Below are 14,287 nucleotides of genomic sequence, written 5' to 3'. Positions count from 1 at the left end.
GTGACCGTCTGGGTCGGCGCGCTGCTGTGGATCGCCTCCGCCGTCTGCTACTTCGCCGCAGAGGCGGTCGCCGCCGCGGGGTTCGACGGCTACGCGTACGCCACCGACTTCGTCAGCACCCTGGGCGACCCTCAGCGGTCGCCGCATGCCGCGGTGATGAACGCGGCCTTCGTGGTGCAGGGCTTGGCGTTCCCGCTCGGCGCGTGGTTGGTGTCCCGGGCTGCGCAGGCAGGCAGGGCGCTGCCGTTCCTATCGCTCGCGGTGTGCAACGGCATCGGCAATCTGCTCGTCGCTGCCGTACCCAGCGGCACGGGTTCGGCCTGGCACGGTGTCGGTGCCGCGCTGGCACTCATCGGCGGCAACGTGGCGGTGCTGGCCGGGTCGTCGGTCCTTCGATCGGCGCTCGCCGCACCGGCCTATCGGAAGGTGTCGATCGCGCTCGGGGTGTTCGGGCTGCTGTGTCTGCTCGCGGTCGCGTCCGAGCTGTCGCCGATCGGGGCCTGGGAACGCGGCAGCGTCTACGCGATCTATGCGTGGCAGGTCCTCACAGGGATCATGGTCATCGCTCGTGGAAGGTAGAGGCGAGCGTCAGCTCGGCTGAGGTAGCGGACCGTCCATGTCGAACACGCGGGCGTGCAGGACAGTGCGGTTGCGCAGCGCGGCGCGCACCGCGCGGTGCAGGCCATCCTCGAGGTACACCACGCCCTTCCACCGCACGGCGTGCGGGAAGAGGTCACCGTAGAACGTCGAGTCCTCCGACAGCAGCCGGTCGAGTGCCAGCACCGTGGTGGTGGTGACCAGCTCGTCGAGCCGAATCTGGCGGGGCGGGATCTGCGCCCACTGCCGGTAGGACAGGCCGTGCTCCGGATACGGCTTGCCCTCGCGGACGCCCTTGAAGATCATCGCTGGGCCGTCGCGCACTGCTTGTTTCGCAACATAGGCGTCGGCATGTGTCGAGATTAGTGCCCCGGGCGCGCCTTGTCCCTGGCATCGGAGCACTATCGTTCGGTGTCCTCGCTGCTCTGCACCGTAAAATGAAACTCGACCAGGAGGTGAACGATGGGTAGCGCTGATGATCGGCGTTTCGAGGTGCTGCGTGCCATCGTCGCCGACTTCGTGACATCCAAGGAACCGATTGGCTCCAAGGCACTTGTCGAGCGGCACAACCTCGGCGTCTCCAGTGCCACCGTGCGCAATGACATGGCGGTGCTCGAGGCCGAGGGCTACATCGCGCAACCGCACACCAGCTCGGGACGTGTGCCGACGGAGAAGGGTTACCGCGAGTTCGTCGACCGCCTCGACGACGTCAAACCGATGTCGTCCAGCGAGCGACGCGCGATCCTCTCGTTCCTGGAGTCCGGCGTCGACCTCGACGATGTTCTGCGACGCGCGGTCAAGCTGCTCGCTCAGCTCACCCGCCAGGTCGCGATCGTCCAGTACCCCACGCTATCGACGTCGACGGTGCGTCACCTCGAGGTCGTCGCGCTGACGCAGGCGCGGTTGCTGCTTGTCGTGATCACCGACTCCGGCCGCGTCGATCAGCGCATCGTGGAACTCGGTGACGCCATCGACGACCATCAGCTCGCGCAGCTGCGGGAGCGTCTGGCCCATGCGCTCGAGGGCAAGCCCCTCTCGGCGGCGTCAGTCGCCGTCGCGGACCTCGCCTCGCAGCTCGTGGGCCACGGCGCCCTGGGCGACGCCGTGGGTCGCGCGGCCACGGTGCTGGTCGAGACGTTGGTGGAGCACCACGAGGAACGCCTGCTTCTCGGTGGCACCGCCAACCTCACTCGCAACACCGGTGACTTCGGTGGATCACTGCGTTCGGTGCTCGAGGCACTGGAGGAGCAGGTCGTGGTGCTGCGGTTGCTGGCCGTGCAGCAGGAGGCCGGTAAGGTCACGGTACGTATCGGGCACGAGACCGAGGCCGAGCAGATGGCCGGAACATCGGTGGTCAGCACCAGTTACGGCAGCTTGGGCAAGATTTACGGCGGCATGGGTGTGGTTGGTCCCACTCGAATGGACTATCCGGGAACCATCGCCAACGTTGCGGCGGTTGCTCTCTACATAGGCGAGGTCTTGGGCACCCGTTAGGGGTGTGAGTCGGGCCGCGAAACGCGGCTCAGAGGGTTTTGAAAGGGTTTGGCGTGGCACGCGACTATTACGGCCTGCTCGGTGTGAGCAAGGGCGCGAGCGATTCGGACATCAAGAAGGCGTATCGCCGCCTGGTGCGCGAGTTGCATCCCGACGTCAACCCCGATGCGGGCGAGCAGTTCGCCGAGGTCAAGCTCGCCTACGAGACCCTCATCGATCCCGAACGGCGCCGGATCGTCGACATGGGCGGCGACCCTATGGAGCGGGCCGCAGGTGGCGGTAACGGGTTCGGTGGCTTCGGTGGGCTCGGTGACGTGTTCGAGGCGTTCTTCGGCGGCGGTGGCGGCGGGGCTCGCGGACCGGTTGGCCGAGTGCGGCCCGGTTCGGACTCGCTGCTGCGGATGCGGATGGACCTGACGGAGTGCGCGACCGGCGTGACCAAGCAGGTCACTGTCGACACCGCGATTCTGTGCGACCTGTGCCACGGCAAGGGCACGCACGAAAACTCGACCCCGGTGACCTGCGATACCTGCAACGGCCAGGGTGAGGTGCAGACCGTGCAGCGTTCGCTGCTCGGCCAGGTGCTGACGTCGCGGCCGTGTCCGGTGTGCGCCGGCGTCGGTGAGGTGATCCCCGATCCGTGCCACCGCTGCGGCGGCGACGGCCGGGTGCGCGCCCGCCGCGAGGTGAGCGTCAAGATTCCCGCAGGCGTTGGCGAGGGGATGCGCGTTCGGCTGGCGGCCCAGGGCGAGGTGGGCCCGGGTGGCGGACCCGCAGGCGACCTCTATGTCGAGGTCCACGAGCAACAGCACGATGTGTTCGTGCGTGACGGTGACGACCTGCACTGCACGGTGTCGGTTCCGATGGTCGACGCCGCGCTGGGCACATCCCTGTCGGTTGACGCGATAATCGACGGTCCCACCGAGATCACCATCGCGCCAGGGACCCAGCCGGGCACCGTCACATCGCTGCGCGGACACGGTATGCCGCACCTGCGGACGGGCGTGCGCGGCAACCTGCACATCCACGTCGAGGTCGTCGTGCCCGCGCGTCTCGACACACACGACACCGAGCTGCTGCGCAAGCTCAAGGAGCAGCGGCCGCGCGATATCGCCGAGGTCAAGTCCACGCATGCGACATCCTCGGGCGGGGGCCTGTTCAGCCGTCTGCGTGAGACCTTCACCGGCCGCTGAGATCGGGTGAGCCGCGCGTGAGCAGCGCACTGTTCTACGTCGATGTGCTTCCCGAGGCCGGCGAGCGGGTCGTCGTCGACGGTGATGAGGGATTCCACGCCGCCAACGTCCGCCGCATCCGCGTCGGTGAGCAACTCGACATCGGCGACGGTGCGGGGGCGGTCGCACACTGCGTCGTCGAGGACGTCGCCAAGGGCCGGCTCGAGGCGCGGCTGATAACTCGGCGCACCGTGGATCCGCCCACCCCGACGGTGACCGTCGTGCAGGCACTGCCCAAGTCCGACCGCTCCGAACTTGCCATCGAGCTGGCGACCGAGGCCGGCGCGGACAGTTTCATCGCCTGGCAGTCGCAGCGGTGCGTCGCGCGCTGGGAGGGATCGGCCAAGGTGGACAAGGGGCTGCGGCGGTGGCAGGCGGTGGCCCGGTCGGCGGCAAGGCAGTCGCGCCGCCCGTACATCCCGGGGGTCACGTCGGTGCTGTCCACCGCTGATCTCGTCGACGCCGTCGGCGCGGCCGTCGACTCCGGGGCGGTGGTGCTCGCGCTACACGAATCGGCGACGGGACCGCTCACCGCGCCCGCGATGACAGCGCGTCTGGAGCGGGCCGGGGCCGTGTTTCTGCTGGTCGGGCCCGAGGGCGGGATCAGCGACGACGAGATCGAGGCACTGACCCGGGCGGGTGCGACGGCGGTGCGGTTGGGACCCTCGGTGCTGCGAACGTCCACCGCCGCGGCGGTCGCGCTGGGAGCCCTCGGCGTGCTGACTGGCAGGTGGTCCTAGTGCGGTTTGCACCCCGCGCTGTGGGTCGACCGTTGGTTTGAGTGCGTGACCAGCGGTAAACTGCAATTGCACCGCTACCAGAGCACAGAAAGCAGGCACTGAACACCACGTGACTCCCCGCGAGACGCAGGCTGCGTCGTCGGCCATGCGAAGCAACGACGCCGTGCGCAGCAATATCAACGTGCCGCCCGATCTGGTGGTGGGCCTGCTCGGCTCAGCCGACGAGAATCTGCGCGCCCTGGAGAACCTGCTGACCGCAGACATCCACGTGCGCGGCAACGCACTTGCCCTGTCCGGTGAGCCCGCCGACGTCGCACTCGCCGAGCGTGCGGTGACCGAACTCCTCGCCGTCGTCGCCAGCGGACAGCGCCTGACCCCTGACGCCGTGCGTCACACGCTGTCGATGCTGACCGGATCGGGCACCGAGTCGCCCGCCGAGGTGCTGACGCTCGACATCCTGTCGCGGCGCGGCAAGACCATTCGTCCCAAGACGCTGAACCAGAAGCGGTACGTCGATGCGATCGACGCGCACACCATCGTGTTCGGCATCGGCCCCGCCGGCACCGGCAAGACCTACCTGGCGATGGCGAAGGCGGTCAATGCGCTGCAGACCAAACAGGTGTCGCGCATCATCCTCACCAGGCCGGCCGTGGAAGCCGGTGAGCGCCTTGGGTTCCTGCCCGGCACGCTGAGTGAGAAGATCGACCCCTATCTGCGTCCGCTGTATGACGCGCTGCACGACATGATGGACGTCGAGTTGATCCCGAAGCTGATGAGCACGGGTGTCATCGAGGTCGCGCCGCTGGCGTACATGCGTGGCCGCAGTCTCAATGACGCGTTCATCATCCTCGACGAGGCGCAGAACACCACGGCAGAGCAGATGAAGATGTTCCTCACCCGGTTGGGCTTCGGCTCGAAGATGGTCGTGACGGGGGACGCCACGCAGGTCGACCTGCCCGGAGGTGCCCGTTCTGGGTTGCGGGCCGCAGTCGACATCCTCCACGGCATCAACGACATTCACGTCTCGGAACTCACCAGTGCCGACGTCGTGCGCCATCGGCTGGTGTCGGAGATCGTGGACGCCTACGCGAGATCCGAGTCCGAGGAGTCTGGCGGACTCAACCGCTCCCAGCGTCGCGCCAACATGGGCAGGCAGCGCCGATGACCATCGAGGTGGCCAACGAGTCGGGGATCGACGTCTCCGAGTCCGAGCTGATCAGCGTCGCGCGCTTCGTCATCAAGCGAATGGATGTCAATCCGGCCGCCGAGTTGTCGATGGTGCTGCTCGACACCGCGGCCATGGCCGATCTGCACATGCGGTGGATGGATCTGCCCGGTCCGACGGACGTGATGAGCTTTCCGATGGACGAACTCGAGCCCGGTGGCCGGCCCGACGCGCCCGAACCGGGACCGTCGATGCTCGGCGATATCGTGCTGTGCCCGGAGTTCGCCGCCAAACAGGCTGAGACCGCCGGACATTCACTGGGCCACGAACTCGCGCTGCTTACCGTGCACGGCGTCCTGCACCTCTTGGGCTATGACCACGCCGAGCCCGATGAGGAGAAGGAGATGTTTGCGTTGCAGGGCGAACTGCTCGAGGAGTGGGTCGCCGATCAGGTGGCGGCCTATCACCGGGAACGGCAGACCGAGCGCGATCGGGAGCTGCTCGACAAGTCGCGGTTCTACGACCACCCGTGACCGCACTCGCGCCGCTGCTCGGCGCCATCGCCCTGATTCTCATCGGCGGACTGTTCGCGGCGATCGACGCCGCCATCAGCACCGTCTCCATAGCCCGCGTCGAGGAACTCGTCCGTGAGGAACGCCCCGGCGCCGCCCGACTGGCGCGGCTGGTCACCGACCGGCCCCGCTACATCAACCTCGTTGTGCTGCTACGCATCACGTGCGAGACCATTGCCACCGTCCTGCTCGTCGCCTACCTGGCCGAGTACTTCGCGCTGCAGTGGGCACTGGTGGTCGCCGCGGCCATCATGGTGGTGGTCACATTCGTGGCGATGGGCGTCGGCCCGCGCACCCTCGGCAGGCAGAACGCCTACTCGATAGCCCTGATGGCCGCGCTTCCGCTACAGGCGATCTCGGTTCTGCTGACCCCGATCAGTCGGCTGCTGGTGCTGATCGGGAACGCACTGACCCCGGGCCGCGGATTCCGCAACGGCCCGTTCGCCTCCGAGATCGAACTGCGTGAGGTGGTGGACCTGGCGCAGCAGAGCGGCGTGGTCGCCGACGACGAGCGTCGCATGATCCAGTCCGTGTTCGAACTCGGGGACACCGCGGCGCGCGAGATCATGGTGCCGCGAACCGAGATGGTCTGGATCGAGTCCGACAAGTCCGCGGGCCAGGCCACATCCCTTGCGGTGCGCAGTGGTCACAGCCGCCTCCCGGTGATCGGTGACAACGTCGATGACGTGGTGGGCGTGGTGTACCTCAAGGACCTGGTTCAGCAGACGTACTACTCGACCAACGGCGGCCGTGACACCAAGGTCGCCGACGTGATGCGTCCCGCGGTGTTCGTACCGGACTCCAAGCCGTTGGACGACCTGCTGCGCGAGATGCAGCGCGACCGCAACCACATGGCACTGCTGGTGGACGAGTACGGCGCGATCGCCGGACTGGCAACCATCGAGGACGTCCTTGAGGAGATCGTCGGCGAGATCGCCGACGAGTACGACACGGACGAGGTCCAGCCCTGGGAGGACCTGGGTGACCAGCGGTTCCGGGTGTCCGCGCGGCTGCCGCTGGAGGACCTCACCGAACTGTTCTCCGGTCTCGAGATCGAGGACGACCTCGACTTCGACACCGTCGGCGGACTGCTGGCCCACGAGCTGGGCAGGGTGCCCCTTCCCGGCGCCGAGGTGATCTGGGATGGGCTGCGATTGCGCGCGGAGGGTGGCCGTGACCACCGTGGTCGGGTGCGCATCGGCACGGTGCTGGTCGCCCCCACCACCGAGATCGAGGAGGATCGATGACCACCCTGGACACCGAGGACGCGAAGCTGGTGACCCTGGCACGTGGGGCGATGGCCCGGACCGAGTCGGAAAGCGGTGCGGCGGTGCGCGATCTCGACGGCCGCACCTACGCCGGAGCCCCCGTCGGACTTGCGGCCCTGAGCCTCACCGCATTGCAGGCCGCGGTGTCCGCCGCAGTCTCCAGCGGGGCGGCGGGCCTGGAGGCCGCGGTGCTCGTCGGCGGCACCGCCGATGACGCGGGGGTGGCCGCGGTGCGCGAGCTGTCGGCCGACGCCGCGATCATCGTCACCGACCGGGCAGGGGAGCCGCGATGACCGATACCGAATTTCGTTCGGGTTTCGTCTGTTTCATCGGCAGGCCCAACACCGGTAAGTCGACGCTGACGAATGCGCTGGTCGGGACCAAGGTGGCGATCACCTCAAACCGACCGCAGACCACGCGGCACACGATCCGCGGCATCGTGCACAACGAGGACTTCCAGATAGTGCTCGTCGACACGCCCGGCCTGCACAGGCCGAGGACTCTGCTCGGCCAGCGGCTCAACGAACTGGTCAAGAACACCTACTCCGAGGTCGACGTCATCGGGCTGTGCATACCCGCCGACGAGGCCATCGGCCCGGGTGACCGCTGGATCTACGAGCAGGTCCGCGCCGTCGCACCCAGGACCACGCTCATCGTGATCGTGACCAAGACCGACAAGGTGCCCAAGGATCGGGTCGCGGCTCAACTGCTCGCGGTGAGCGAACTGACCGGCGGGGACTGCGAGATCGTGCCCGTGTCGGCGACGACCGGCGAACAGGTGAATGTCCTTGTCGACGTGCTCGTCTCGAAGCTCCCCCCGGGGCCCGCGTTCTACCCCGACGGCGAACTGACCGATGAGCCGGAGGAAGTCCTGATGGCCGAGCTGATTCGGGAGGCGGCGCTCGAGGGTGTCCGCGACGAACTTCCGCACTCGTTGGCCGTCGTGATCGATGAGATGACGCCCCGCGAGGGCCGCTCGGAGGAGCAGGGGGAACTCATCGACGTGTACGCCATCCTCTACGTCGAGCGCGACAGCCAGAAGGGCATCGTGATCGGCAAGGGCGGCGCGCGGCTGCGGGAGGTGGGCACCGCGGCGCGCACTCAGATCGAGAAGCTGCTCGGGACCAAGGTGTACCTGAATCTGCGGGTCAAGATCGCCAAGAACTGGCAGCGCGACCCAAAGCAGCTGGGGAAGCTGGGTTTCTAGCGGCTCACCCGTGCATGGGTGTCCAACCGAGTTCGGCCCTGGCCTTCGCGTTCGACAGTGGCAGCCACGTCGTGCCGAACGCCGTCGCCGGATACGAGGCGACCAACCTGACGAGCTTCGGTGAGATCGGCCACGGCCTCGGCCTGTGCAGTTTCGCGTTGAGTTCGCGGATGTAGTCGCCAAACGACCGCGGCCGGTCGTCGACAATGTTGTAGATCTGGCCATTTCGGCCGTTCTCCACGGCGTCGGCCGTCGCGCGGGCGACGTCATCGATGTGCACCCACGACAGGATTCCGGTGCCCGTCATCGCGGGCACCGCCCACCATTTCGCGAGTTTGACGAACAGTTCGTCGTGCGTCACGCCGGGGCCGTAGAACACGCCGTACCGCAACACGATTCCGTCCACCGCGAGCACTGTCCGTTCCATCTCCCGCAACGCGGCCAGAAACCCGGCGCCCTTCGGAGGCGGCGGCCCGGGGTACGGGTCGGCCTCGTCGATCAGCGCCGGACCGGTGGGGGCGTACCCGTAGGCGAAGATCACCGATTCAGCGACTATCCGACGAACGCCGGCACGCTGTGCGGCCGCCACCAGGTTCGGCGCACCGATACTCCACAACTTGGTCGCAGGTTCAAAGTCCTTGACGCGCTTTGGCCCCCAGGCGGGCAGTGTGGTGAGCAGGCTGACCACCGCCTCAGGAGCGATCTCGGCCAGCGCCGCGTCGATCTGGGTCTGGTCGAACACGTCGGCAACCAGTGGTTTCGCACCTGTGGCGGCGATCTGCGGCGTCTTCGACGCTGACCGGGTCAGCCCCACCACGTCGTGACCGCGGGCAGTCAGCTCACGCAGCAGCGGAATGCCTGGCACGCTCGTCGCACCCGCCACCAGGATCCGCATCTACTGCGCTCTCTTCCCGTCGAATGCGCTGCAGCGCAACCCGCTAACGCGAGAGTGGCCGCCGGTCACGGGCTAACCCAAATCGCGCTCAGCCGGGCTGACCGTAGACCGCGACGACGACGCTGCGGTCGAGCCGGTTCTCCGACCACACCCCGATCTGAGTGTTGGCGCAGTTCGACATGATCGCCATGTAGTCGGGCCGGTGGAACCACTGGTTCATGATCTCGACGCCATTGATGGCGAGCGCGGGGTTGATGGCGACGGTCTCGGCCACCACACCCTTGAAGCCGGCGGCGTTCGCGCGGTCCTGCGTCGTGGAGCCGTCGGATCCGATGTCACCGTCGAGGGCGCGATTGTTCAGGACGTCGTTGGTGTGCCACTGCGCGGCCAACCGCAGCTGCGGGTTGATCTTGAGGTCCGTCTCGCAGCCGGCCTTTTGCTGGATGGTGTAGACGTTGGCGGCAACACTCTCGTTCAGCCGCTTGTTGTCGGCGTTGGCCGTGGGTGCCGCGATGACCGCACCGCCGATGACGGCCAGTGCGGGCAGGGCGCGGGCACACCGGCGTGCGACATCGCTGCTCCTCATGTCCGGCGACATTACGCGCTGCAGCAGAGCCCGGTGAGGGATCCGGACTAACCTTCGCCCGCCGATTCCCACCACGGATCGGGCTGTCTTGTCGCCCAGTTGCCGATGACCTCGAGCTCGGCGGCCAGCGAGACCAACAGGGGTTCGCTGTTCGCTGGACCCATCAACTGCACGCCGATCGGCAGGCCATCGGAGGTGAAACCCGCCGGGATGTTGATCGACGGCCAGCCCAGTACGTTCCACGGCCACGTCACCGGGCATTCGCGGATCATGGCGCGGTCGGTGGCGAAGCTGCTGCGCCGGTCGTAGGCGTCGACCCGCGGCGGGGGCAGCGCCGTGGTGGGCGCCAGGACCACATCGGCCAGGTTGAAGATCCACCCGATCCGGCGCTGGGCATCGGCCTCGTGCCTGCGGGCCTTGCGCAGCACCCGTTCGGACAGCAGACGACCGGTCCGCATATTGCTCGTGGTGCGCACATCCAGGTCGACCAACGGACCGAGGCGATCGGCCCAGTTCAGCAGACCCGATGTCGAGCGGGACAGGAAGTCCCAGGACATCCGGAGTCCGTAGTTGGGATCGGCTGCCCGCACGGTGTGCCCCAGTTCCCCGAGCTGGCCGGCGATCACCTCCATGGCCGACCGGATCTCGGGGTGCAGCGTGGCCCGAAAGAAGGTGAATGGGAACGCCGTCGACATCGCGACCGTCAACGGGCCGGGTGCCTGGGCGACGTGCTCGGTGGCGCGGATCGGCGGCGGCTGGTGCAGATCGCCGTCGACGTTGCCCGACGCCGCGTCGAGGACCAGCGCGGCGTCGGTGACCGTGCGGGCCAACACCCCGTTGACGGTGATTCCGTTGAACGCCTCGGGCAGCGGCCAGGTCGAGATGCGTCCGCGCTGCGGCTTGATGCCGACAAGGTGGCTCCAGGCTGCGGGGATACGAACGCTTCCGGCGCCGTCTGAGCCGATGGCCGCGGTCACCAACCCGGCTGCGACTGCCGCGGCGCTGCCTCCCGACGATCCGCCGGGCGAGTGCTCGGCCGACCATGGGTTTCGGGTGTGACCGAAACCCGGCCCGCTGGTGAATGGCCACTGTCCGAGTTCACACGTGTTGGTCTTGCCGACGATCACCGCGCCTGCCGCCCGCAGGCGGCGCACGACCTCACTGTCGGCGGCGGCGGGAGCCACCGGACCCGATGTGCCGAATCGGGTGGGGATGCCCGCGATGTCGACGTCGTCCTTGACCGCGATCGGGATGCCCAATAGCGGAAGGTAGTGCCCGGTCGCCCGTTTGCGATCGGCCTCCACTGCATCGGCGAGGGCCTGTTCGGCCAACACGACCCGGAACGCGTTGAGGCTGTGTTGGCTGGCGGCGATGGCGTCCAGTGAACGTCGTACCAGCTTGACCGACGTCGTCTGGCCGCTGGCGAGTTGATAGAGCTGCTGGGTCAGGGTGGGGAACCGGTTGGAGGAGTCGCGTGTCGGGGAGGGAGTGCGTGGCATATCGGCTCCGAGAATATCCGGCCCGGCGACGGGCGGGCCTCGGCGGCGTTGTCGCCTTCTGATGGGAGACTGTCCCGATGCGGTTGTACCGAGATCGGGCTGTGGTGCTGCGCCAGCACAAGCTCGGCGAGGCTGACCGGATCGTGACCCTGCTCACCCGGGACCACGGGCTGGTCCGTGCCGTGGCCAAGGGAGTGCGCCGCACCCGGAGCAAGTTCGGGGCCCGGCTGGAGCCGTTCGCGCACATCGACGTCCAACTGCACCCAGGGCGCAATCTCGACATCGTCACGCAGGTGCAGGCCATCGACGCGTTCGCCAGTGACATCGTCAGCGACTATGGCCGCTACACCTGCGGGTGCGCGGTGCTGGAGACCGCCGAGCGGATCGCAGGCGAGGAGCGCGCCCCGGCGCCCGCATTGCACCGTCTGACCGTCGCGGCGTTGCGTGCGGTGGCCGACGGGGCGCGGGCGCGGGAACTGGTACTCGACGCTTATCTGTTGCGCGCCATGTCGATTGCGGGTTGGGCGCCTTCGCTCGTCGAATGTGCCCGGTGCGCCACCCCCGGCCCACACCGGGCGTTTCATGTCGCCGCGGGAGGCAGTGTCTGCGTGCACTGTCGGCCGTCCGGTTCGGTCACACCGCCCCAGGGCGTCCTGGATCTGATGGCCGCGCTGCACGACGGCGACTGGGAGGCTGCCGAGGTCTCGTCGGCATCGCACCGGAGCCAGGCCAGCGGTCTGGTGGCCGCGCACCTGCAGTGGCACCTGGAACGGCAGATGCGAACATTGCCGCTGGTGGAGCGCGTCTACCGCGCGGACACCACGGTCGGCGAGAAAAGGGCCGCCCTGGTCAGGCAGGATGAGGCGCATGGCATCCATCCGGGGCAAGGAGACCTTCCCGCAGCTGCCTCCAGCGCCTGACGACTATCCGAGCTTCCCGGACAAGTCCACCTGGCCGGTGGAGTTCCCACAACTGCCGCCCGAGACCAACGGCAGGTTCTCCCGTCCGCCGCAGCACACGTCGAAGGCGGTGGCTCCGCAGATCCCGGCGGGTCAGGTGCCCAACCACGTCGCCGTGGTGATGGACGGCAACGGCCGCTGGGCCACCCAGCGTGGCCTGGGCCGCACCGATGGGCACAAGATGGGTGAGGCGGTGCTCATCGACATCACCTGCGGTGCGATCGAACTGGGCATCAAGCACCTAAGTGTGTACGCGTTCTCGACGGAGAACTGGAAGCGCAGCACCGAGGAGGTGCGCTTTCTGATGGGCTTCAACCGGGAGGTGGTGCGCCGCCGCCGGGAGAACCTCGACGCGATGGGCGTGCGGATGCGCTGGGTCGGGTCCAGGCCTCGGATGTGGCGCAGCGTCATCAAGGAGTTCGACATCGCCGAGGACATGACAGTCGACAATGACGTCATCACGGTCAACTACTGCGTGAACTACGGTGGCCGCACCGAGATCGTGGAGGCCGCACAAGAACTCGCGCAGCAGGCGGCCGACGGCAAGATCAATCCAGCCAAGATCAACGAGGCGACATTCGCCAAGCATCTGCACCGCAACGACATTCCCGACGTCGACCTGTTCATCCGGACGTCAGGGGAGCAGCGGGCCAGTAACTTCCTGATCTGGCAGGCCGCCTACGCCGAGTACGTCTTCCAGGACAAGCTCTGGCCCGACTACGACCGGCGCGACCTGTGGGCGGCGTGCGAGGAGTACGTCAACCGCAATCGCAGGTTCGGCAGGGCCTGATGGCGTCCGGCGAGTTGCTCGGTCGTCTCTCGTCGGTGCTCGGCGCGGTGACCACGCTGCTCGAGGAGGACGACGAGGCCATCACCGTCGGTCACGAGGGCACCGTCGCGTCGCTGCGCGTCGTGTTGATCGCCGACGGACTGGAGATGGTGTCGCTGACCCAGCCGTTGGCGTGGGACCTGCCGCTGACCAACAAGCTCCGCGAACGGGTCGGTGGGCACGCGGGCAGGACGATGCTGGGCACCGTGGTGCTTGTCGAGAAGCTCGTCGAATCACCGGTGAACGGGTCCTCGACCAAGGCGGCGACGGGGCGGTCGACGGCCAAGAAGGTCGCCGACGTCTTGTTGCGCTACAACTTTCCTGCCGCGGGGCTCGGCGACGATGCGCTGCGAACCCTGGTCATGATGGTGCTCTCGGCCGGCGCGGAAGTCCGGGCGGACCTCACCGGCTGACGCCTACGCCGAGACGCACTCGCCGCACACACCGAAGATCTCGATGGTGTGCGTGACATCGGTGAAGCCGTGCTCGCTGGCGACGTCGGCGGCCCACTTCTCGGCGGCACCGCCCTCTACCTCGATGGTGGTTCCGCACGCGCGGCACACCAGGTGATGGTGGTGATGTGCCGAGCATCGGCGGTACACCGACTCGCCGGTGTCGGTGCGCAGGGTGTCGACCGCTCCTGCCGCGGCCAAGGACTGCAGCGACCGGTACACGGTGGTGAGGCCGATGACCTCGCCGCGGCGGCGCAGTTCGTCATGCAGCTCCTGCGCGGAGCGAAACTCCTCCACGCTCTCCAGCAGGGCGGCGATCGCGGCGCGCTGCTTGGTGGCGCGGACCGCGACCTTTGTTGACTCCTTTGCCGGATTCTCCACGGTCCCTGTCATCGGTGGTCCTCGGCGGAGTGCGCGACGGCCGCGAGCACGATCTCGCACAGGTGGTGGTCCACCAGCCGGTAGTGCACTTCGCGCCCGGACCGCTCGCCGGCGACCACACCGGCTGCCTTGAGGATCCGCAGGTGCTGGCTGACCAGCGGTTGGGGCACCCCGAGCGCGTCGACCAGCTCGTGCACGCAGCGCGGGGACGCGTGCAGTTGCAGCACGATCGCGATGCGAACGGGCGCCGCGAGGGCGCGCAGCAGTTCACCCGCGGAGTCGAGGACATCACGGGCGGGCAGCTCGACTGCGGGGATGTCGTCGTGCTCGTGGGGGTCGTGCGGCTGATCGGCCCGACCCGCTAAACTGGAAACCGTTTTCATTAGTAGTGAGGATACATGCGCGATAGTG

At 67.7% G+C, this 14,287-nt stretch carries 18 protein-coding genes; 12 read left to right on the top strand and 6 right to left on the bottom strand.

The window, feature by feature from the left end; translation table 11 throughout:
- Window positions 1–579, top strand: a complete 579-nt coding sequence (locus tag ABIA65_RS29040) for a DUF998 domain-containing protein (RefSeq protein ID WP_354525721.1) — start codon at window positions 1–3, stop codon at window positions 577–579.
- A 9-nt stretch (window positions 580–588) separates the two neighbouring features.
- Here the strand turns inward: ABIA65_RS29040 and ABIA65_RS29035 are convergent, their stop codons facing one another.
- Complete coding sequence (locus tag ABIA65_RS29035; protein WP_241405587.1) at window positions 589–903, bottom strand: type II toxin-antitoxin system VapB family antitoxin; 315 nt, start codon at window positions 901–903, stop codon at window positions 589–591.
- 156 nt (window positions 904–1,059) lie between these two features.
- Here ABIA65_RS29035 and hrcA point away from each other — a divergent pair, with 156 nt between their 5' ends.
- The 8 genes from hrcA to era all read left to right on the top strand — a co-directional run bounded on the left by hrcA (window position 1,060) and on the right by era (window position 8,275).
- A complete protein-coding gene (gene hrcA, locus ABIA65_RS29030) occupies window positions 1,060–2,091 on the top strand; it encodes a heat-inducible transcriptional repressor HrcA (protein WP_354525720.1) in 1,032 nt (343 codons plus the stop codon).
- Window positions 2,092–2,144: 53 nt separating this feature from the next.
- Window positions 2,145–3,284, top strand: a complete 1,140-nt coding sequence (gene dnaJ / locus ABIA65_RS29025) for a molecular chaperone DnaJ (protein WP_241404498.1) — start codon at window positions 2,145–2,147, stop codon at window positions 3,282–3,284.
- A 17-nt stretch (window positions 3,285–3,301) separates the two neighbouring features.
- Window positions 3,302–4,063, top strand: coding sequence for a 16S rRNA (uracil(1498)-N(3))-methyltransferase (locus tag ABIA65_RS29020; RefSeq protein WP_354525719.1), 762 nt, complete (start codon window positions 3,302–3,304; stop codon window positions 4,061–4,063).
- A 109-nt stretch (window positions 4,064–4,172) separates the two neighbouring features.
- The gene (locus tag ABIA65_RS29015; protein WP_241404500.1) at window positions 4,173–5,228 is read left to right on the top strand and encodes a PhoH family protein; all 1,056 of its coding nucleotides are present in this window, start codon (window positions 4,173–4,175) and stop codon (window positions 5,226–5,228) included.
- Window positions 5,225–5,761, top strand: a complete 537-nt coding sequence (gene ybeY, locus ABIA65_RS29010) for an rRNA maturation RNase YbeY (protein ID WP_241404501.1) — start codon at window positions 5,225–5,227, stop codon at window positions 5,759–5,761. The genes ABIA65_RS29015 and ybeY overlap by 4 nt, the downstream gene beginning before the upstream one ends.
- Window positions 5,758–7,047: a hemolysin family protein gene (locus tag ABIA65_RS29005; protein WP_241404502.1), complete on the top strand. Its 1,290-nt coding sequence runs from the start codon at window positions 5,758–5,760 to the stop codon at window positions 7,045–7,047. Before ybeY ends, ABIA65_RS29005 begins: the two co-directional genes overlap by 4 nt.
- Window positions 7,044–7,361: a cytidine deaminase-like protein gene (locus ABIA65_RS29000; protein WP_241404503.1), complete on the top strand. Its 318-nt coding sequence runs from the start codon at window positions 7,044–7,046 to the stop codon at window positions 7,359–7,361. Before ABIA65_RS29005 ends, ABIA65_RS29000 begins: the two co-directional genes overlap by 4 nt.
- A complete protein-coding gene (gene era, locus ABIA65_RS28995; protein ID WP_354525718.1) occupies window positions 7,358–8,275 on the top strand; it encodes a GTPase Era in 918 nt (305 codons plus the stop codon). Before ABIA65_RS29000 ends, era begins: the two co-directional genes overlap by 4 nt.
- A gap of 4 nt (window positions 8,276–8,279) precedes the next feature.
- Here era and ABIA65_RS28990 read toward each other — a convergent pair whose 3' ends face one another.
- The 3 genes from ABIA65_RS28990 to ABIA65_RS28980 form a co-directional block, all read right to left on the bottom strand.
- Window positions 8,280–9,170, bottom strand: a complete 891-nt coding sequence (locus tag ABIA65_RS28990; protein WP_241404505.1) for an NAD-dependent epimerase/dehydratase family protein — start codon at window positions 9,168–9,170, stop codon at window positions 8,280–8,282.
- Between the two features lie 88 nt (window positions 9,171–9,258).
- A complete protein-coding gene (locus ABIA65_RS28985; protein WP_241404506.1) occupies window positions 9,259–9,756 on the bottom strand; it encodes a CAP domain-containing protein in 498 nt (165 codons plus the stop codon).
- Window positions 9,757–9,803: 47 nt separating this feature from the next.
- Window positions 9,804–11,255: an amidase gene (locus ABIA65_RS28980; RefSeq protein WP_354525717.1), complete on the bottom strand. Its 1,452-nt coding sequence runs from the start codon at window positions 11,253–11,255 to the stop codon at window positions 9,804–9,806.
- A gap of 77 nt (window positions 11,256–11,332) precedes the next feature.
- Between ABIA65_RS28980 and recO the strand changes: the two genes are divergently transcribed.
- From recO to ABIA65_RS28965, 3 genes are read left to right on the top strand one after another with little or no spacing between them, the layout of a single operon-like run.
- Window positions 11,333–12,175 carry a DNA repair protein RecO gene (recO, locus tag ABIA65_RS28975; protein WP_241404508.1) on the top strand — a complete coding sequence of 281 codons (843 nt, stop codon included), beginning with the start codon at window positions 11,333–11,335 and terminating at the stop codon, window positions 12,173–12,175.
- The gene (locus ABIA65_RS28970; protein WP_241404509.1) at window positions 12,123–13,004 is read left to right on the top strand and encodes a decaprenyl diphosphate synthase; all 882 of its coding nucleotides are present in this window, start codon (window positions 12,123–12,125) and stop codon (window positions 13,002–13,004) included. Before recO ends, ABIA65_RS28970 begins: the two co-directional genes overlap by 53 nt.
- Entirely contained in the window at window positions 13,004–13,456 is a 453-nt protein-coding gene (locus ABIA65_RS28965; protein ID WP_354525716.1) for a hypothetical protein, read from the top strand. The genes ABIA65_RS28970 and ABIA65_RS28965 overlap by 1 nt, the downstream gene beginning before the upstream one ends.
- A gap of 3 nt (window positions 13,457–13,459) precedes the next feature.
- On the opposite strand, the gene ABIA65_RS28960 is transcribed toward ABIA65_RS28965, so the two are convergent.
- Both ABIA65_RS28960 and ABIA65_RS28955 read right to left on the bottom strand, forming a co-directional pair.
- The gene (locus ABIA65_RS28960) at window positions 13,460–13,888 is read right to left on the bottom strand and encodes a Fur family transcriptional regulator (RefSeq protein ID WP_241404511.1); all 429 of its coding nucleotides are present in this window, start codon (window positions 13,886–13,888) and stop codon (window positions 13,460–13,462) included.
- Entirely contained in the window at window positions 13,885–14,259 is a 375-nt protein-coding gene (locus tag ABIA65_RS28955) for an ArsR/SmtB family transcription factor (protein WP_241404512.1), read from the bottom strand. The genes ABIA65_RS28960 and ABIA65_RS28955 overlap by 4 nt, the downstream gene beginning before the upstream one ends.
- Between the last annotated feature and the right edge of the window lie 28 nt (window positions 14,260–14,287).

Origin of the sequence: Mycolicibacterium sp. 624, assembly GCF_040548615.1 — a bacterium.
Lineage (GTDB): Bacteria > Actinomycetota > Actinomycetes > Mycobacteriales > Mycobacteriaceae > Mycobacterium.
The sequence above is the reverse complement of the archived record's forward strand: the minus strand, read 5'-3'. Positions and strand labels throughout refer to the sequence as shown.

Excerpts from the sequence above, each read along its gene's own strand:
- ABIA65_RS29035 (WP_241405587.1), bottom strand. The coding sequence starts at position 903 with ATGATCTTCAAGGGCGTCCGCGAGGGCAAGCCGTATCCGGAGCACGGC.
- hrcA (WP_354525720.1), top strand. The coding sequence starts at position 1,060 with ATGGGTAGCGCTGATGATCGGCGTTTCGAGGTGCTGCGTGCCATCGTC.
- ybeY (WP_241404501.1), top strand. The coding sequence starts at position 5,225 with ATGACCATCGAGGTGGCCAACGAGTCGGGGATCGACGTCTCCGAGTCC.
- ABIA65_RS29000 (WP_241404503.1), top strand. The coding sequence starts at position 7,044 with ATGACCACCCTGGACACCGAGGACGCGAAGCTGGTGACCCTGGCACGT.
- era (WP_354525718.1), top strand. The coding sequence starts at position 7,358 with ATGACCGATACCGAATTTCGTTCGGGTTTCGTCTGTTTCATCGGCAGG.
- ABIA65_RS28990 (WP_241404505.1), bottom strand. The coding sequence starts at position 9,170 with ATGCGGATCCTGGTGGCGGGTGCGACGAGCGTGCCAGGCATTCCGCTG.
- ABIA65_RS28985 (WP_241404506.1), bottom strand. The coding sequence starts at position 9,756 with ATGAGGAGCAGCGATGTCGCACGCCGGTGTGCCCGCGCCCTGCCCGCA.
- ABIA65_RS28980 (WP_354525717.1), bottom strand. The coding sequence starts at position 11,255 with ATGCCACGCACTCCCTCCCCGACACGCGACTCCTCCAACCGGTTCCCC.
- recO (WP_241404508.1), top strand. The coding sequence starts at position 11,333 with ATGCGGTTGTACCGAGATCGGGCTGTGGTGCTGCGCCAGCACAAGCTC.
- ABIA65_RS28970 (WP_241404509.1), top strand. The coding sequence starts at position 12,123 with ATGGCATCCATCCGGGGCAAGGAGACCTTCCCGCAGCTGCCTCCAGCG.
- ABIA65_RS28965 (WP_354525716.1), top strand. The coding sequence starts at position 13,004 with ATGGCGTCCGGCGAGTTGCTCGGTCGTCTCTCGTCGGTGCTCGGCGCG.
- ABIA65_RS28960 (WP_241404511.1), bottom strand. The coding sequence starts at position 13,888 with ATGACAGGGACCGTGGAGAATCCGGCAAAGGAGTCAACAAAGGTCGCG.
- ABIA65_RS28955 (WP_241404512.1), bottom strand. The coding sequence starts at position 14,259 with ATGAAAACGGTTTCCAGTTTAGCGGGTCGGGCCGATCAGCCGCACGAC.